This is a genomic window from Amycolatopsis pittospori (assembly GCF_013870525.1).
Classification (GTDB): domain Bacteria; phylum Actinomycetota; class Actinomycetes; order Mycobacteriales; family Pseudonocardiaceae; genus Amycolatopsis; species Amycolatopsis pittospori.
The window spans coordinates 88464-105410 of the sequence record NZ_JACBXD010000009.1 but is presented as its reverse complement, the minus strand read 5'-3'; the positions used below and the strand labels follow the sequence as shown (position 1 = coordinate 105410).

Genomic DNA, 16947 nt, shown 5'->3' with positions numbered 1-16947 from the left:
CATGGCGGAATACGACTGGGAAGCCCTTCGGGCGCAAGCCGTTGAAGCGGCGAAGTCGGCGTACGCGCCTTACTCGGGCCTGCACGTCGGCGTCGCCGGTGTCGTGGACGACGGCCGGATCGTCGTCGGCTGCAACGTCGAAAACGCTTCGTACGGCTTGGGAATGTGCGCGGAATGCACGATGGCGGGACAGCTGCGGCTGACCGGCGGCGGCAAACTCGTCGCCGTCGCGTGCCGCAGCGGTGACGGCGATCTGCTGATGCCGTGCGGTCGCTGTCGTCAGATCCTGTTCGAGCACGGCGGCGCGGAGTGCCTTGTGGACACTCCCAGCGGCATCCTGCCGATGTCCGCGGTGCTGCCGGACGCGTTCGGCCCCGACGACCTGCCGGAGAACAAGTGAGCACTTTCGCCGCCGTCGACATCATTCGCGCGAAGCGTGACGGCGGGCGGCTCACCGACGAGCAGATCGACTGGACCATCGACGCGTACACGCGCGGCGACATCGCCGAGGAACAGATGGCCGCCCTCGCGATGGCCATCTTCCTGCGGGGGATGGACTCCGGCGAGATCTCGCGCTGGACCGGCGCGATGATCTCCTCGGGGGAGCGGCTGGACCTGAAGGTCAGCCGTCCGACGATCGACAAGCATTCGACCGGCGGCGTCGGCGACAAGATCACGCTTCCGCTGGCGCCGCTCGTGGCGGCCTGCGGGGCGGCGGTGCCGCAGCTGTCCGGGCGCGGCCTCGGGCACACCGGCGGGACGCTCGACAAACTGGAGTCGATTCCGGGCTGGCGTGCCGCGCTGTCGACGTCGGAGATCATCCGGCAGCTCGACGACGTCGGCGCCGTCGTCTGCGCGGCCACCGAGGGACTGGCTCCCGCGGACAAGAAGCTGTACGCGCTGCGGGACGTGACTTCGACGGTGGAGTCGATCCCGCTGATCGCCAGCTCGATCATGAGCAAGAAGATCGCGGAAGGCTCGGCCGGGCTCGTCCTGGACGTGAAGACCGGTTCGGGCGCGTTCATGAAGACGCTGCCGCAGGCTCGGGAGCTCGCGCGGACCCTGGTGGAGATCGGGACCGCGCACGGCGTCGCGACGACTGCGCTGATCACGGACATGAACGTGCCGCTCGGGTACGCCGTCGGCAACGCGATCGAGGTCGCGGAGTCGGTCGAGGTCCTGCGCGGCGGCGGCCCGGCCGACGTCGTCGAGCTGACCGTGGCCTTGGCGCGGGAGATGCTGGCGCTGGCGGGTCTGTCCGATGTGGACCCGGCCGCGGTGCTCGCTTCCGGACGGGCCTACGAGACCTGGTGCCGGATGATCGCCGCACAGGGCGGGGACCCCGAGGCGGCGTTGCCGCGGCCTCGGCACGTCCACGTCGTCGAGGCGCCTTCGGACGGCGTGCTGGCTTCTCTGGACGCGTATTCGGTCGGGGTCGCCGCTTGGCGGCTCGGCGCCGGACGGGCGCGCAAGGAGGATCCGGTGCAGGCCGCGGCCGGCGTGCTGTGCCTGGCGAAGCCGGGCGACGAGGTCGAGGCCGGGCAGCCCCTGCTGGAGCTGCACACCGACACCCCTGACGCCGTCCCGTCGGCCCTCGCCGCCCTCACCGACGCCTACTCGGTCGCCTCCGAGGCCCCTGCGGCCACGCCCCTGGTGCTGGAGACGGTGCGGCCCACAGATCGCGATTAGCCCGCTAAACGCAGGTCGCCCGGCCCACCCGCACCCGCCGCGTTTCGCCCTCTGGATGCTGTAGTGCGTAATGCGAACTACCGCATTCAGAGGGCGAAACGCGAGCACCAGATCGCGATTAGCCCGCTAAACGCAGGTCGGCGGGGTGGGGGCGGGGAAGCGTGAAGGCCCCCTTCCGTCGGCGGAGCCGGGAGGAAGGGGGCCTTCAGCGCGTAGGGGAGAGACCTCACCCGTCGCGTTTCGTCCTCTGCGTGCTGAAGTGCGTAGTACGAACTACCACAACCAGAGGACTAAACGCGAAGGAGAGAGACGTCAGTCGGTGGTCTCGTCGGTGCCGTCGGCCTTCGCCTTGGCGTCGGCCGCCTTGGGCGCGCGGCCGTTGCGGGAGCTGCGACGCGGCTGACGCGGGGCGGGCGGCGGCGGGGAGATCTGCTGCACGGCCGGGCCACCGCCGAGCATCAGCTCCGCGAAGGTCGCCATGGCCTCGTCCAGCTGGCCGCCGATGCGGCGCACGGACTCGTCGTTGGACTTGCGGACCAGCGTGTCGACCGAGTCGGTGTCCGGCTGCTTCTGCAGGGTGCTCTCGACCTTCGACAGGCCGCTGCGGATCGAGCCGTCGAGGTCGCCGAGGCGTCCGGTGAAGCCGTCCTCGACCTTGTCGAGGCGCTCGGCCAGCGTGTCGAGCCGCGAGGTGACCTTCTCGAGGCGGTCGCCGAGGCCGTCGAGGCGCTCCGAGGCGTCCATCATCTCGCCGGTCTCGGTCAGCGCGGTCTTCAGCGCGTCGGCGTTCGCGGCGAGGCTTTCCTTGGTGGCCTTGTCGAGGTTCTCGACGCGGGTGCGCAGTTCGCGGTCGACGGTGTCGACGCGGTCGCGCAGCACCGACTCGGCCTGCTCGACGCGCTCGCGCACCGGGCCGATCACCGACTGCGGCAGCGTGTCCGTCTTGACGTCCTGCTTGTCGAGGTGCGCGCCGAGCTCGTCGAGACGGCGGTGGATGTTCTGGAGCTTGTCCTCGAGCCCGTCCATCCGGCCCGCGACACCCTCGAACTTCGCGGCCATGCCGTCGAGGCGGCCGTCGAGCTGGGCGAAGGGCTTGGCGAGCTTGTCGACGATGCTCTCGACGGCGCGGGTCAGCGCGGCGATCGCGTTGTCCTGCGCTTCGAGCCGCGACATGGTCTCGTCGAGGCGTTCGGCGAGCACGCTGGTCTCGGTGCGGTCGGGCATCTCCGAGAGCCGCTTCCGGACCGCGCCGAGCGAGTCGACCGGGGCCAGGCGGGCGTAGATGTCGTCGAGCGCGTCGAAGATCTGCTGCTGTTCGCTCTCACGCACTTCGGCCGCGCGCACCAGCATGTTGCGCATCCGGTCGAAGGACGGGGCTGCAATGTGGTTGTCAGTGGTCACTGCGGTGTCCTTCGTGGGCGGGGAAATGGGAGGGACGTGACGTGAAGCTTATCCATTGCGAAATTGCTGTGCGTATGGCCCCCGGGTATCGGACAATGCCGAGCTCTGCCCCTGATGGCCGATTCAGCCCGTGATCGACAAAGCTGAGGGTTAAGTCGAGCATGAGAGTTACCGCCATGTAGGGGAATGACAGGCTGGTTACCGTTACGTATGTCCTCTGAAAGCACCAGTTCCCGCATCCCGGAGGCGGTACTGACCCGCGCTCCGAAGGTTCTCCTGCACGACCACCTGGACGGCGGCCTGCGCCCGGCGACGGTCGCCGAACTCGCCGATCGAACGGGTTACACCGCTTTGCCCACCAGCGATCCCGTCGCGCTCGGCCGCTGGTTCCGCGAGGCCGCCGATTCCGGCTCGCTCGTCTCGTACCTTGAGACGTTCGCCCATACCTGCGGCGTGATGCAGACCGAGGAAGCGCTGGTCAGAGTGGCAGCGGAGGCCGTCGAAGACCTCGCGGCCGACGGCGTCGTCTACGCCGAGGTGCGCTACGCCCCCGAACTCTTCGTCGAACGCGGCCTGTCACTCGATGCGGTGGTCGAGGCTATTCAGGCGGGGTTCGCGGAAGGTGAACGGAGAGTGGCGGCCGGAGGGGGCCGGATCCGGATCGGGACGTTGCTCTGCGCGATGCGCCAGCATGCCCGCGCGCTCGAGATCGCCGGTCTCGCCGTCCGCTACCGGGACGCCGGCGTCGTCGGGTTCGACATCGCCGGACCGGAAGATGGATTTCCGCCTACCAGAAATCTCGACGCATTCGAGTTTCTGCGGACGAATAATGCGCATTTCACCATTCATGCGGGGGAGGCGTTCGGGCTGGCGTCCATTTGGGAGGCGATTCAGCATTGCGGTGCGGAACGGCTCGGTCACGGCGTACGCATCGTGGACGACATCAAGACCGACAGTGACGGCACGGTCCATTTGGGACGGTTGGCCGCCTACGTCCGCGACCGCCGGATCCCGCTGGAGATCTGCCCCACGTCCAATGTCCAGACCGGAGCGGTGCGCTCGATCGGCGAACATCCGATCGGCCTGCTCACCCGGCTGCGCTTCCGGGTCACCGTCAACACGGACAACCGCCTGATGAGCGGCTGCTCGATGACCAGCGAATTCGCCGCGCTGGCCGAGGCGTTCGGCTTCGGCCTGGCCGATCTCGAGTGGTTCACCATCAATGCGATGAAATCCGCGTTCCTCGATTTCGACCAGCGGCTCGACATCATCAACACGGTGATCAAACCCGGTTACGCCGCCCTCCGCTGACGGCCCGGGGGTGCCGACGCGGCCGCCGGGACGGCGGTTGCGTTCGTTAGCATGGCCAACTATATTTCACTATATAGGAGAACTTTCCCATATAGTGAAACGGTGGCGACGATGGCGCAGGTCGTGGACGTGGGGATCGGCGGAAAACGACGCTGGCTCATCCTCGCGCTCGGCCTCGCCGCGCAGACCGCGAGCTGTTCGTTCCTCTACGGGATCCCGTTCCTCGTGCCGTCCATGCAGCGTGCGGAGGGGCTGACCCTCGCCGAGGCGGGGACCGTGGTCGCGGCGCCGAGTATTGGCCTCCTGTTCACCTTGATCCTGTGGGGCGCGGCTGCGGACCGTTACGGAGAGCGTCTGGTCATGGCCATCGGGCTGGGCGTCTCGGGGTTACTCCTCGTGTACGCGGCCGCCGGTGATCACTCGCTCGGGGTTCTCTTTGGGGTCTTTCTGCTCGCCGGTGCGAGCACAGCGTCAGTGAACGCCGCGAGCGGCCGGGCCGTCCTCGGCTGGTTCGGCCCGGCCGAACGCGGCTTCGCGATGGGCATCCGCCAGACGGCCCAGCCGCTCGGAGTGGGGGTCGCCGCCTTCGGACTCCCGCCGATCGCGGATCGCTGGGGGTTCCAGGCCTCCCTGCTCCTGCCGGCGGTCGCGGCCGTCGTCGTCGCGCTTCTGGTCGCGTGGCTCCTGATCGACCCGCCCCGTCCGGAGGCCGTGCCCGGGACGACGGAGAAGCCGCCGTCTCCGTACCGGAAGCCCGCGCTGTGGCGGGTCCACGGCGCGAGCGCGCTGCTCGTGGTCCCGCAGTTCGCGGTCTCCGCGTTCACGCCGGTGTACCTGGTGACCGTGTACCACTGGACGCCGTCGTCCGCGGGCTGGTTCGTCGGCGCCGTGCAGATCCTCGGCGCGCTGGGCAGGCTCGCGTCGGGCTACTGGTCCGATCGCGTCGGCAGCAGGCTGCGGCCGATGCGGCAGCTGGCCGTTTCGAGCGCCGCGGTGATGCTCCTGGTCGCGCTCGGGGACGCGACCTGGCCGTGGCTGGTGCTGCTCGCGCTCGTCCTGGCCGCGGTGATCACCGTGTCGGACAACGGGCTCGGCTTCACCGCGTCCGCGGAGATGGCCGGGATCGCGTGGGCCGGGCGGGCGATGGGCACGCAGAACACCGGACAGAACATCGCCGCCGCCCTGACGCCGCCGATGCTGGGACTCGTGATCGGCGATTCGCGCTACGCCCTGGCCTTCTGTGTCGCCGCGGTCTTCCCGGTGCTGGCCGTCGCCCTGGTGCCCGTGAGGGACGAAAAAAGCCCCTCAGGACGAACCTGAGGGGCTTTTCGCAGGATGGATCAGAGCACGGTGAGACGGTTCTCGAAGGTCTCGACGAGCTTGCGCCATTCGGACTGCTCGGCGTCGAACGGAGCACTCGGCTCGAGGCGTGTGGGGTCCGGCCGCAGCACGAACGACACCAGCCAGCCGAGGCTTTCGTTGGCGGCCAGCGCGGTTTCGACGCTGTCGTCCTCGGCCCACTCGGCCGCGTCGGTGATCAGCTCGACGGCCAGCTCCAGCTGGGTCGGGTCGATCGACTCGGGGCCTTCGGCGATGTCGTCGCCGAGCCCGTTCAGCACGTAGGTGTTCTCGATGTCGACGTCGATCTCGAGCTCACCGGCGGTGGCCTTCGTGGTCACCTCGTCCCAAGTGGACACTTGGGCGAGGTCGTTGTCGCCCAGCTCCTTGCCGTCCGCGATCGCGCGGATCAGCGCCTTCTCGGAGGTGAAGACGTCGATCTCGCCTTCGCTGCCGAGGAAGACCGGCTTGTCGTCGAGGTAGCAGCGCAGCGTGTAGTACTCGGCGCCGGAGGTGATGATCTTGATCGGGTCGATGCCGACCTCGCCCCAGAAGCCGACGGGCTCGTCGTCTTCCTCGTCGTCCGCGTCGACGTCTTCGAGGTCGTCGTCCTCGGCGGCGGCCGCCTCGGCTTCGGCGGATTCCGCGAGGAAGGTCGCGAGCTCCTCCGCCGTCTGCTCCAGCACCTTCTCGTCGACGTCGGGAGCGGTCACCAGACCGTCGATCGCGTCGAGCACGACGTCCCACTTCTCGGAGACCGCCTGCGACAGGTCCGCCCACAGACGCTCGCCGTCGCGGCCGGAGAAGGGCAGCGTGCCCTGGTCCAGCAGCGAGAAGCTCTCGTGCGCGTCGAGGACCTCGTGGACGTCGTCCAGTTCGCAGACGTCCGCGAGCGAACGCACGATGCCGATGATCTCGGCGAGCTCACCGAGCGTCCACTGGTCCGGCTTGTCGGCGACCAGTTCGGGGACGCCGACGAGGTCGTAGGAGTGGTCGTCGTCCGGGATCAGCTCGGGCACGTTCAGTGCCGGCACGACGTCCCACGCGGGGTGGTCGAGCAGGTCGTGCTGCTCGGAGGTCCGCACGAACGCGGCGAGATGCGCGGCGTCCGGGAAGGCGTACAGGTCCTCCTCGTCGCCGAGGAAGGCTTCCCACTCCTCGCCGTCCTCCCGCCAGCGCGGCGCCCAGAGAGTGACGACGTCACCCTGTGGCAGGCCGAGTTCGATCGGGATGATGTCCTGTGCCATTCCTTAGCCCTCTCGGATTACCGCCTGTGTACGCGCGATCGGATGATGCATCCTGCCCGATGGGTGCGCGGTACCGCGAAGCCTACGGGTTTCCGGCGAAGGGCGCGATCACCCCTGGGCAAGAAGCGACCAACGGATGGCACGATAGGTCCTCTGATGACTCTTACAGACCTCCTGCCTGCGGATCCCGATCCCGACTCGCTGTTCGAAGCCTTCTCCACCTGGACGGCCGAGCGCGGGCTCGAGCTGTACCCCGCGCAGGAGGAGGCCATCATCGAAGTGGTCTCCGGGGCGAACGTGATCCTGTCGACGCCGACGGGCTCGGGAAAGAGCCTGGTCGCCGTCGGAGCCCACTTCACCGCGCTCGCACACGGCCGCCGCAGCTACTACACGGCGCCGATCAAGGCGCTGGTCTCGGAGAAGTTCTTCCAGCTCATCGAGATCTTCGGCCCGGAGAACGTCGGCATGATGACCGGCGACTCCGCGGTGAACGCCGACGCGCCGATCATCTGCTGCACGGCGGAAATCCTGGCGAACATGGCGTTGCGGTTCGGTGCCGACGCGCCGGTCGGCCAGGTCGTGGCCGACGAGTTCCACTTCTATTCGGAGCCCGACCGCGGCTGGGCGTGGCAGGTGCCGCTGCTGGAACTGCCGAACACGCAGTTCGTGCTGATGTCGGCGACGCTCGGCGACGTCTCGTTCTTCGAAAAAGATCTCACCCGCCGGACCGGCCGCCCGACCGCGGTGGTCACCTCGGCGCAACGACCGGTGCCGCTGACCTTCCGCTACGCGCTGACGCCGTTGCACGAGACGATGTCCGAGCTGCTCAACGGCGGCCAGTCGCCGGTCTACGTCGTGCACTTCTCGCAGGCCGCGGCGATCGAACGCGCGCAGACGCTGATGAGCATCAACGTCACCACCAAGGCGGAGAAGGAGGCCATCGCCGAGATGCTCGGCGACTTCCGCTTCGCCGCCGGGTTCGGGAAGACCCTGTCGCGGCTGGTCCGGCACGGCATCGGCGTGCACCACGCCGGCATGCTGCCGAAGTACCGGCGCCTGGTCGAGCAGCTCGCGCAGGCGGGGCTGCTGAAGGTGATCTGCGGGACCGACACGCTCGGCGTCGGCATCAACGTACCTATCCGCACAGTGGTCTTCTCCGCGCTGACGAAGTACGACGGTGTGCGGCAACGGCATCTGAAGGCGCGTGAGTTCCATCAGATCGCCGGGCGCGCCGGCCGGGCGGGCTACGACACCGACGGTTACGTCGTCGTGCAGGCGCCGGACCACGTCGTCGAAAACGCCAAGGCGCTGGAGAAGGCGGGAGACGATCCCAAGAAGAAAAAGAAGATCGTCCGCAAGAAGGCGCCCGAGGGGTTCGTCAACTGGACGGAGAGCACCTTCGACCGGCTGATCGCGGCCGATCCGGAACCGCTGACGTCGAGCTTCCACGTCACCCACTCCATGCTGCTGAACGTCATTTCGCGGCCGGGCAACGCCTTCGACTCGATGCGGCATCTGCTGGAGGACAACCACTCGGACCGTCCCGCTCAGCGGAAACTGATCCTGCGCGCGATCGCGATCTACCGCGCGCTGCTCGCCGCGGGCGTCGTGGAGCGGCTCGATGAACCCGACGAACAGGGCCGGATCGTCCGGCTCACCGTCGACCTGCAGTTCGACTTCGCCTTGAACCAGCCGCTTTCACCGTTCGCGCTGGCCGCGATCGAACTGCTGGACCTGGAGTCGCCGTCGTATCCGCTCGACGTCGTGTCCATTGTGGAATCTACTGTGGACAATCCGCGACCGGTTCTCTCGCAGCAGCAGTTCAAGGCGCGTGGCGAGGCCGTGCAGGCGATGAAGGCCGAAGGCATCGAATACGACGAGCGGATGGAACTGCTCGAAAACGTCACGTACCCGAAGCCGCTGGAAGAGCTGCTGGAGGCGGCGTATTCCCGCTACCGGCAAGGGCATCCGTGGGTCGACGACTACGAGCTGAAGCCGAAGTCCGTCGTGCGCGACATGTACGAGCGTGCGATGAACTTCGTGGAGTACATCGGTTTCTACCAGCTCGCGCGGTCGGAAGGGCTGGTGCTGCGGTACCTCACCGACACCTATGACTCGCTCCGGCACACGGTCCCCGACGAGGCCAAGAACGAGGGACTGCAGGACCTCATCGAATGGCTGGGCGAACTGGTGCGCCAGGTCGACTCCAGCCTCCTGGACGAGTGGGAAGCCTTGCGGCATCCCGAAGAGGAAGGCCCGGTTTCGGCAAGGCCGCCGTCCGAACCGCCCGCGGTCACGCGGAACGAGAGGGCCTTCCGGGTGCTCGTGCGGAACGAGTTGTTCCGTCGGGTGGAGCTGGCTTCGCGGCGTGCGTACGGCACACTCGGCGAGCTGGACGCGGCCTCGGGCTGGGACGCCGACGCGTGGGAAGACGCCATCGAGGACTACTTCGACGAGCACGAAACCCTCGGCATCGGCCCCGACGCGCGCGGACCCGCGCTGCTGATCATCGAGCAGGAGAAGGAGATCTGGCGTGTGCGGCAGATCTTCGACGACCCGGCGGGCGACCACGACTGGGGCATCAGCGCAGACGTCGACCTGGCGGCTTCGGACGAGGCTGGCTCCGCGGTCATCCGGATCACCGACGTGAACAGCCTCTGAGGCGTGGGTCCGCCGCGTTCACGTTGCGAAAGCCACTTTCGCAACCTTCAACGTTGCGAAAGTGGCTTTCGCAACCCCTTCCGTGAGACCCGAGGCCAAGTCACGACACGCGACACGACTTCCCCTCAAGGAACGCGAACCGGGGCGGGCTGCGGACGGAGTTCCCGCCGCCGCTGCACCAACCGCACCATCAGCACGATGAGCGAAAGCGCGGGCAGTGGGTAGCCGAGGAGCAGACCCGCGGTGATGTCGACGATCGGCGCGCCGACGGCGGCGACGAAGACCCACGTCGGCGCCGTCGGCGGCTTCACGCCCGCCCGAGCCTTGCCCCACGGCTTCGCCACCGAAAGCCACGCCTGGAACGCGAGTGCGCTCGCCATCAGCGCGGTGCCGACGATCAAGGCCAGGGGAGTGGGCTCGGGTTCGCCCGCCCGCGCCGCCTCGACGGAGTCCCGCAGCGCACCGGAAAGCAGGAAGATCCCGGCGTAGAGCTGGACGAGCGTGATCGCGAACTTCGACAGCACCCACCAGTGCCGGGTGAAACCCCAGGCTGTCGCCGCCGCGAGCATGAAGCCGGTGAAGGCCGACGCGTTGGCGAGTGGCGCCAGAAGGAGCGAGTCGATCTCGTGCGCCATCGAGGTCGCCGCGACGCGGGTCGCGCCGTCGTCGGTGGTGCGGCTGATCGCCAGGAGGGTGAACAGCGCCAGCGCTTCGCCCATCCAGGCCACCGAAGTGATGACATGCAGCCACACGGTCAGCTGTCGCCAGGTTTTCGTCTTCACGCCGGACAGATTCGCGTGAGCGCCCGCTCGGCACATCCGGGACGACCCTGAGATCAGCCCGGAAGCGGTGGGAAGCAGGCCTGGGCGTCGTGGCCGTCGAACCACAGGCCGACCATGAACGCCATGGTCGCCTCCATGAGTCCCGCCCGGTCGAGTCCGCCGGCGTGCAGCGGTACGCAGCCGAGGTCGCGGACCAGTTCGCTCACCTCGTCGACCTTGTCGCCGCAGAGCGGCACCGCCAGCGGGCGGCCGCCGAACACCGGCGGAGTCATCCGCCAGACGTCCACGTGACACAGGTTGAACGCCTTGACCACGTGCGCGCCCTCCGCGGCCGCGGCGATCCGCGCCGCCTGATCCGGCACCGTGAGGACGGCACCCGGACCGACCGCGTTGGTGCAGTCGATCAGCACCTTCCCGGCGAGGTTCCCGGCCGCCGCAACGACTTCCGTCGCCGACGCCGCCGGGACGGCGAGCAGGATCACGTCGCTCGCACGGGCCGTTTCCGCCCAGGTCCCCACTCGCGGGGAGATCTCGGCGGCCTTGGCCCGGTCGCGTGCGGCGACCATCACCTCGTGCCCGGCCGCGGCCCACTGGCCGCCGAGCGCCTCCGCCATCCCGCCCGCGCCGAAAATCCCGATACGCATGTGCCGCTCCCTATGATCGAGTTACAGCGACGACCGTAGAAAGCGGCGCGGGTACCGAATGGTTACCGGAGGTCCCATGGACGACGTCTTCCTCGCCGATTGCCGTGCGCGCCTGGCCTTCGACCTGATGGCGAACACGTGGAACCCGGTCGTCCTGTGGGCGCTGCGCGACGGCGCGCTCCGGCCGGCCGAACTGCGGCGGCGGCTCGGCGGGATCAGCACGAAGGTGCTCACCGAAACGGTCCGGCGGCTGGAGTTCAACGGCCTGGTCAGCAGGCGCGACTGCGGCCGGACGGCGAAGGTCGAGTACTCGCTGACGGACCTCGGAACCAGCCTGCTCGGACCGATCGAGGCCTTCGGCGAGTGGGCGTTCCGGCACGGCGACGACGTGATGGCCGCCCAGGACGAAGCGGTCAGGCGAGCGGGCGGGCCTCGGCCAGCTTGAGCAGCGGGATGGCCGCGGCGGCGTCGGTGATCAGGGTCGAGACCATGCCGGAGCGGAGGACGGCGTCGATGGCTTCGGCCTTCGGCTCCGTGTAGCCCAGCGCGATCACCTCGGGGACGGCCAACAGCTCTTCGGCGCTTATGGCGAGCACGTGGTGGGCCAGTCCGGTGGACATCGGCGTCCCGTCGGCGTCGAACAGGCGCGCGGAGACCTCCGCCTTCGCGCCGCGTTTCGCTATCGAACTCCGCTCCGCCTCGTCGAGCGCGTCGTAGACCGTGGACTCTTCGGGCTTCCACGCGCCGATGCTGACGACGGCCTTCGTCAGGTTCTTGAACTGGCCGAACGTCTCCGCGATCCCGGGCTGCCTTCGCAGCGTCTCGGTGGTGCGGCGATCGGGGAGGACGAGCGGACCGAAGATCGGGTACGCCTCGCCGCCCGACACGGAAGCGACGCGGCTGACCGTTTCCACCGACCGGTCCCGCATGTCCATACCCGCCTGGACTCCGCACAGTTGCACGACCGGGCATTTCGGCAGCGAGTGGATCGCGTCGGTCATCGCGTTCACGGAACGTGCCCAAGACAGGCCGAGAACATCGCCGGGAGTGACGATTTCGGACAGAAGTCGAGCCGCGAGCGTGCCGATCTTCCTTCGCGCCGCTTCGCGCGGTTCGGGCTCCGGTGCTCGTTCGAGCACGAGTACTCGATCGAGCCGGTACGCCGCGCGGATCTCCTCGGAAAGGACGAGATCCACCGGCGCCGGGAGATGGAACTCGACCTTGACGATGCCGCTTTCCCGCGCTGTATCAAGCATTCTGGCGACCTTGAACCGGCTGATGCCGAATTCGTCGGCGATCTCGAGTTTCGAGGCGCCCTGTTCGTAGAACCGCCGCGCCACCGCGGCCAGGCGTAGTGATTCCACCAGGCCGGGACCCTGTTTCTTCCCGCTCATATGAGCACTATAGCGCGAAATCGCCACGAAAGGTTGACGTAACAACTGGGAAAAGTTCACCATGCCTGAACATGCAGTCTGAAGCATAAGCCTGGCCCGCTCATTTGAGCGGAGAGAAGAGGAGCTGGCATGCGTGCCGCGATCGTGGACAAGCCCGGGGAGATCAGGGTCGGCGAGGTACCCGATCCCAAACCGGGGGATCGCCAGGTCGTCGTCAAGGTCGGTGCCTGCGGTATCTGCGGGACCGATCTCCACATCGCCGACGGGCACTTCCCGCCGACGCCCTATCCGATCGTCCCCGGCCACGAATTCGCCGGCGAGATCGTCGAACTCGGCGCCGACGTGCCGGGTGGCTGGAAGGTCGGCGACCGCGTCGCCGTCGACCCGTCGCTGTTCTGCGGTTACTGCAAGCCTTGCCGGTCCGGCCGCGGCAACCTCTGCGAAAACTGGAACGCGACCGGGGACACCGTGAACGGCGCGTTCGCCGAATACGTCGCCGTCCCCTCGGCGAACTGCTACCGGATGCCCGACACGATGACCTGGGAACAGGGCGCACTGGTCGAGCCGGTCTCCTGCGCCGTCCACGGGGTCCGCCGGATCGGCGTCGAGGCGGGGGAGCGGTTCCTCGTCGTCGGCGCCGGCACGATGGGCCTGATCATGCAGCAGCTGCTGCAGCGCGCGGGCGCGCACGTCACGGTGGTCGATCGCAACACCTCCCGCCTCGGCCGGGCGAAGGACCTCGGCGCGGTCGCCGTCGCGGGCGACGTCAAGGAACTGGACGACGAGAAGTTCGACGCCGCCGCGGACTGCACCGGCGCCGCACCCGCCATCGAAGCGGCTTTCGACTCGCTCCACCGCGGTGGACGCTTGCTGGTCTTCGGTGTCGCGCCCGCCGAAGCGCGCGTCGCGCTGTCGCCGTTCCGGATCTACAACGACGAGATCACCGTGGTCGGCTCGATGGCCGTCATGAACAGCTACGGCGCCGCGCTCGACCTGGTCGCCGACGGCGCCATCGACACCGGCGCCCTGCTCACCGACACGTTGCCGCTGGAGCGGTACCCCGACGCGCTCGCCCTCATGAGGAGCGGCGCCGGCCTGAAGGTGCAGGTCTTACCGGGAGGCGAAAGTGCGTAAAACCGTCGCTCTGCTCGCGGTACTTCTGCTGACCCTCACCGGCTGCGCGGGCGCGGGTGCGCTCGGAACCGGTGACCGGACGCTCGTGGTCGGGATCGTGGCGAACCCGCAGATGAAGGACGCCATCGAGCTCTCGGGCGAGTTCGAGAAGGCCAATCCCGGCGTCACCCTCAAGTTCGTCTCGCTGCCGGAAAACCAGGCCCGCGCGAAGATCACCGCGTCGACGGCCACCGAAGGCGGCGAGTTCGACGTCGTCATGATCAGCAACTACGAAGCCCCGCAGTGGGCGGCGAACGGCTGGCTCGAAAACCTCGAGCCGCATATCGCGGCGAATCCCTCCTACGACTCGGCCGACTTCATCCCGAGTATCAAGGAATCCTTGTCGCACAACGGATCGATGTACGCGGTGCCGTTCTACGGCGAATCGTCGTTCCTGGCCTACCGCAAGGATCTGTTCGAACAGGCCGGGATCACGATGCCCGCCAAGCCGACCTGGTCGCAGATCGCCGAGTTCGCGGCGAAACTCGACGACAAGTCGAAGGGCCTCGCCGGGATCTGCCTGCGCGGCAAGCCGGGCTGGGGTGAGAGCCTCGCGCCGTTCACGACGGTCGCCAACACCTTCGGCGCGCAATGGTTCGACAAGGACTGGAACGCCAAGCTGACCAGCCCGGAATTCAAGGCCGCCGCGGAGTTCTACGTGAACCTCGTCCGGAACCACGGCGAGGTCGGCGCGTCGAGCGCGGGCTTCTCCGAATGCGGCACGCGGTACACGCAGGGACAGGCCGCGATGTGGTACGACGCGACGGTCATGGCCGGGACCAACGAGGATCCGTCGGCCAGCAAGGTCGTCGGGAAGTCCGGGTACGCCCCGGCACCGGTGGAGAAGACGCAGGCGAGCGGCTGGCTCTACACCTGGGCGCTGGCGATCCCGAAGGTCGCCAAGGACAAGGACGCCGCCTTCAAGTTCATGGCCTGGATGACCGACAAGGCCTACGTGCAGCGGGTCGCCCAGCAGTTCGGCGACTGGAACCGCGTGCCGCCGGGAGTGCGGAAGTCGACCTACGACATCCCTCAGTATCGCGAGGCCGCCAAGGCCTACGCGCAGCCCACGCTCGACGGGATCGCGGACGCCAACCAGCAGAAGGCGATGGCGAATCCGGTGCCGTACCCCGGGATCCAGTTCGTCGGCATCCCCGAGTTCCAGGATCTCGGCACTCGCGTGAGCCAGCAGCTTTCGGCGGCGATCGCGGGCCAGATCACCGTGGACGAAGCACTGAAACAGTCGCAGGAGTACGCGCAGACCGTCGGCAAGTCGTATCAGGAGGTGCAGTGATGTCCACGCTCTCCGCTCCTGCCCGCACCGAGCCCGCCCACGCCAAGACGGCGGCTCCGAAGCGAGGCACCGACACGCCGTTCAAACGAAGGCTCCCGCTGCTGCCGGCGTTGCTGTTCGTCGTCGCCGTCACCCAGCTTCCGTTCGTGCTGACGGTGATCTACTCGTTCCAGTCGTGGAACCTGGTCCGGCCGGGCTCCCGGCATTTCGTCGGACTGCAGAACTACATCGACGTCTTCGCCGACTCGACGTTCCTCGGCGCGTTGCTGAACACCGTCGTCCTCACGGTCGTCTGCGTGTTCTTCTCGCTGCTGCTCGGCCTGGGACTCGCGATCCTGCTCGACCGTAAGTTCCTCGGCCGTGGCGTCGTCCGGACCTTGCTGATCACGCCGTTCCTGATCCTCCCCGCGGCGGGCGCGCTGCTGTGGAAGACGACGATGTTCGACCCGACGTACGGCTTGCTGCACTTCGTGTTCGGCACGGACGTCGACTGGCTTTCGGAGTTCCCGCTCGCCGCGGTGATGGCCCAGGTCGTCTGGCAGTGGACGCCGTTCATGATGCTGCTGATCCTGGCCGGGCTGCAGAGCCAGCCCAAGGACGTGCTGGAGGCCGCGTCGGTCGACGGCGCCGGCCGCTGGCGGACGTTCTCCCTGATCACCCTGCCGCATCTGAGCCGGTTCCTGCAGCTGGCGACGCTGCTGGGCGCGATCTACATCGTGAACAGCTTCGACGCGATCTTCCTGATGACACAGGGCGGGCCGGGTACGGCCAGCACGAACCTGCCCTTCTACATCTATCAGCGCGCGTTCCAAGGTTTCGACATCGGGCAGTCGTCCGCGATGGGCGTGATCGTCGTGATCCTGACGATGATCGTGGCGACCTTCGCGCTGCGACTGATGTTCCGTGCGTTCTCCGTCCAGGGAGGTGCGAAATGAACCGCCGGTTCGGTCCGGGCGCGCTGACGGCCGTGACCTGGGTGATCGCGATCCTGTTCGTGTTCCCGCTGCTGTGGATGATCCTCACGGCGTTCAAACAGGAGGCCGACGCCTACACCGATCCGCCGCGGCTGTTCTTCGAGCCGACGCTGGACCAGTTCGCCGGGGTGCTCGAACGCGGATTCCTCCCGTACCTCTCGAACTCCGCGTTCGTCACCGTCGTTTCGACGCTTTTCGTGCTGCTGCTGGGAATCCCGGCGGCGTACGCGCTGTCGCTGGCGCCGGTGAAGGGGACGAGCAACGCCCTCGGCTTCTTCCTGTCGACGAAGATGCTGCCGATCGTGGCGGCGATCATCCCGCTGTACGTGATCTCGCAGAACACGCAGCTGCTGGACAACGTGTGGGCGCTGATCATCCTGTACACGTCGATGAACCTGCCGCTGGCCATCTGGATGATGCGGTCGTTCTTCCTCGAAGTGCCGCACGAGATGATCGAAGCGGGCCGGATCGACGGTGCGACCCTGCCGATCCTGCTCCGGAAGATCATCATGCCGGTCGTCGCGCCGGGCGTGGCCGCGACCGCGCTGATCTGCGTGATCTTCTCGTGGACCGAGTTCTTCTACTCGGTCAACCTCACCGCCGCGCGTGCCGGGACGGTGCCGGTGTTCCTGGTCGGGTTCATCACCAGTGAAGGGCTGTACTGGGCGCAGCTGTCCGCGGCCGCCCTGCTCGCGTCACTCCCGGTGATGATCGTCGGCTGGATCGCGCAGAACCACCTCGTCCGCGGCCTGTCGATGGGCGCGGTCAAGTAGGCCTTGGGTCGGGATGGTCGTGAGTGGCGATTCGGGTTAGAACCCGAATCGCCACTCACGACCCCCACTTAGGCGAGAGACAAGGCCTGGCTCGGGCAGATGTGCACGGCCGTGCGCGCGTTCTCCTCCGCCGCTTCGCCTTCGGGCTCGGGGACCAGCACGATGACCGTCCCGTCGTCCTCGCTCTGATCGAACAGGTCGGGATCGGTGAGCACACACTGGCCCGCGCCCACACACCTCCCGGTGTCCGCGATGATCTTCATGCG

At 67.8% G+C, this 16947-nt stretch carries 16 protein-coding genes; 10 read left to right on the top strand and 6 right to left on the bottom strand.

Annotation, left to right across the window (positions count from 1 at the left end):
- Position 1: 1 nt before the first annotated feature.
- Entirely contained in the window at positions 2–400 is a 399-nt protein-coding gene (locus H5J31_RS07475) for a cytidine deaminase (protein ID WP_181771733.1), read from the top strand.
- Positions 397–1689 carry a thymidine phosphorylase gene (locus H5J31_RS07470; RefSeq protein ID WP_181771732.1) on the top strand — a complete coding sequence of 431 codons (1293 nt, stop codon included), beginning with the start codon at positions 397–399 and terminating at the stop codon, positions 1687–1689. Before H5J31_RS07475 ends, H5J31_RS07470 begins: the two co-directional genes overlap by 4 nt.
- A 312-nt stretch (positions 1690–2001) precedes the next feature.
- On the opposite strand, the gene H5J31_RS07465 is transcribed toward H5J31_RS07470, so the two are convergent.
- Positions 2002–3090: a PA containing protein gene (locus H5J31_RS07465; protein WP_181771731.1), complete on the bottom strand. Its 1089-nt coding sequence runs from the start codon at positions 3088–3090 to the stop codon at positions 2002–2004.
- Between the two features lie 210 nt (positions 3091–3300).
- Here H5J31_RS07465 and H5J31_RS07460 point away from each other — a divergent pair, with 210 nt between their 5' ends.
- Entirely contained in the window at positions 3301–4401 is a 1101-nt protein-coding gene (locus H5J31_RS07460; protein ID WP_181771730.1) for an adenosine deaminase, read from the top strand.
- A gap of 111 nt (positions 4402–4512) precedes the next feature.
- The gene (locus H5J31_RS07455; RefSeq protein WP_181771777.1) at positions 4513–5721 is read left to right on the top strand and encodes an MFS transporter; all 1209 of its coding nucleotides are present in this window, start codon (positions 4513–4515) and stop codon (positions 5719–5721) included.
- Between the two features lie 20 nt (positions 5722–5741).
- Here H5J31_RS07455 and H5J31_RS07450 read toward each other — a convergent pair whose 3' ends face one another.
- Positions 5742–6986, bottom strand: coding sequence for a primosomal protein (locus H5J31_RS07450; RefSeq protein WP_181771729.1), 1245 nt, complete (start codon positions 6984–6986; stop codon positions 5742–5744).
- A 156-nt stretch (positions 6987–7142) separates the two neighbouring features.
- On the opposite strand from H5J31_RS07450, the gene H5J31_RS07445 reads away from it, so the two are divergent.
- Complete coding sequence (locus tag H5J31_RS07445) at positions 7143–9647, top strand: DEAD/DEAH box helicase (protein WP_181771728.1); 2505 nt, start codon at positions 7143–7145, stop codon at positions 9645–9647.
- Between the two features lie 125 nt (positions 9648–9772).
- On the opposite strand, the gene H5J31_RS07440 is transcribed toward H5J31_RS07445, so the two are convergent.
- Together H5J31_RS07440 and H5J31_RS07435 are read right to left on the bottom strand one after the other, a co-directional pair.
- Complete coding sequence (locus H5J31_RS07440; RefSeq protein ID WP_181771727.1) at positions 9773–10429, bottom strand: DUF2269 family protein; 657 nt, start codon at positions 10427–10429, stop codon at positions 9773–9775.
- Between the two features lie 53 nt (positions 10430–10482).
- The gene (locus tag H5J31_RS07435) at positions 10483–11073 is read right to left on the bottom strand and encodes an NADPH-dependent F420 reductase (protein WP_181771726.1); all 591 of its coding nucleotides are present in this window, start codon (positions 11071–11073) and stop codon (positions 10483–10485) included.
- 76 nt (positions 11074–11149) lie between these two features.
- On the opposite strand from H5J31_RS07435, the gene H5J31_RS07430 reads away from it, so the two are divergent.
- Positions 11150–11518: a winged helix-turn-helix transcriptional regulator gene (locus H5J31_RS07430; protein WP_181771725.1), complete on the top strand. Its 369-nt coding sequence runs from the start codon at positions 11150–11152 to the stop codon at positions 11516–11518.
- Here the strand turns inward: H5J31_RS07430 and H5J31_RS07425 are convergent.
- Positions 11487–12467, bottom strand: a complete 981-nt coding sequence (locus tag H5J31_RS07425) for a sugar-binding transcriptional regulator (RefSeq protein WP_181771724.1) — start codon at positions 12465–12467, stop codon at positions 11487–11489. The genes H5J31_RS07430 and H5J31_RS07425 overlap by 32 nt on opposite strands.
- A gap of 129 nt (positions 12468–12596) precedes the next feature.
- On the opposite strand from H5J31_RS07425, the gene H5J31_RS07420 reads away from it, so the two are divergent.
- From H5J31_RS07420 to H5J31_RS07405, 4 genes are read left to right on the top strand one after another with little or no spacing between them, the layout of a single operon-like run.
- Complete coding sequence (locus H5J31_RS07420) at positions 12597–13601, top strand: zinc-dependent alcohol dehydrogenase family protein (RefSeq protein ID WP_181771723.1); 1005 nt, start codon at positions 12597–12599, stop codon at positions 13599–13601.
- Positions 13594–14934 carry an ABC transporter substrate-binding protein gene (locus H5J31_RS07415; protein ID WP_181771722.1) on the top strand — a complete coding sequence of 447 codons (1341 nt, stop codon included), beginning with the start codon at positions 13594–13596 and terminating at the stop codon, positions 14932–14934. Before H5J31_RS07420 ends, H5J31_RS07415 begins: the two co-directional genes overlap by 8 nt.
- Positions 14934–15869: a carbohydrate ABC transporter permease gene (locus H5J31_RS07410; protein WP_181771721.1), complete on the top strand. Its 936-nt coding sequence runs from the start codon at positions 14934–14936 to the stop codon at positions 15867–15869. Before H5J31_RS07415 ends, H5J31_RS07410 begins: the two co-directional genes overlap by 1 nt.
- Positions 15866–16681, top strand: a complete 816-nt coding sequence (locus tag H5J31_RS07405) for a carbohydrate ABC transporter permease (RefSeq protein ID WP_181771720.1) — start codon at positions 15866–15868, stop codon at positions 16679–16681. Before H5J31_RS07410 ends, H5J31_RS07405 begins: the two co-directional genes overlap by 4 nt.
- A 68-nt stretch (positions 16682–16749) precedes the next feature.
- Here H5J31_RS07405 and H5J31_RS07400 read toward each other — a convergent pair whose 3' ends face one another.
- Positions 16750–16944 carry a ferredoxin gene (locus H5J31_RS07400; protein WP_181771719.1) on the bottom strand — a complete coding sequence of 65 codons (195 nt, stop codon included), beginning with the start codon at positions 16942–16944 and terminating at the stop codon, positions 16750–16752.
- Positions 16945–16947 lie beyond the last annotated feature (3 nt).

Coding starts and splice junctions, on each gene's coding strand:
- H5J31_RS07430 (WP_181771725.1), top strand. CDS start 11,150: ATGGACGACGTCTTCCTCGCCGATTGCCGTGCGCGCCTGGCCTTCGAC.
- H5J31_RS07475 (WP_181771733.1), top strand. CDS start 2: ATGGCGGAATACGACTGGGAAGCCCTTCGGGCGCAAGCCGTTGAAGCG.
- H5J31_RS07450 (WP_181771729.1), bottom strand. CDS start 6,986: ATGGCACAGGACATCATCCCGATCGAACTCGGCCTGCCACAGGGTGAC.
- H5J31_RS07410 (WP_181771721.1), top strand. CDS start 14,934: ATGTCCACGCTCTCCGCTCCTGCCCGCACCGAGCCCGCCCACGCCAAG.
- H5J31_RS07460 (WP_181771730.1), top strand. CDS start 3,301: ATGTCCTCTGAAAGCACCAGTTCCCGCATCCCGGAGGCGGTACTGACC.
- H5J31_RS07445 (WP_181771728.1), top strand. CDS start 7,143: ATGACTCTTACAGACCTCCTGCCTGCGGATCCCGATCCCGACTCGCTG.
- H5J31_RS07425 (WP_181771724.1), bottom strand. CDS start 12,467: ATGAGCGGGAAGAAACAGGGTCCCGGCCTGGTGGAATCACTACGCCTG.
- H5J31_RS07435 (WP_181771726.1), bottom strand. CDS start 11,073: ATGCGTATCGGGATTTTCGGCGCGGGCGGGATGGCGGAGGCGCTCGGC.
- H5J31_RS07455 (WP_181771777.1), top strand. CDS start 4,513: ATGGCGCAGGTCGTGGACGTGGGGATCGGCGGAAAACGACGCTGGCTC.
- H5J31_RS07420 (WP_181771723.1), top strand. CDS start 12,597: ATGCGTGCCGCGATCGTGGACAAGCCCGGGGAGATCAGGGTCGGCGAG.
- H5J31_RS07400 (WP_181771719.1), bottom strand. CDS start 16,944: ATGAAGATCATCGCGGACACCGGGAGGTGTGTGGGCGCGGGCCAGTGT.
- H5J31_RS07405 (WP_181771720.1), top strand. CDS start 15,866: ATGAACCGCCGGTTCGGTCCGGGCGCGCTGACGGCCGTGACCTGGGTG.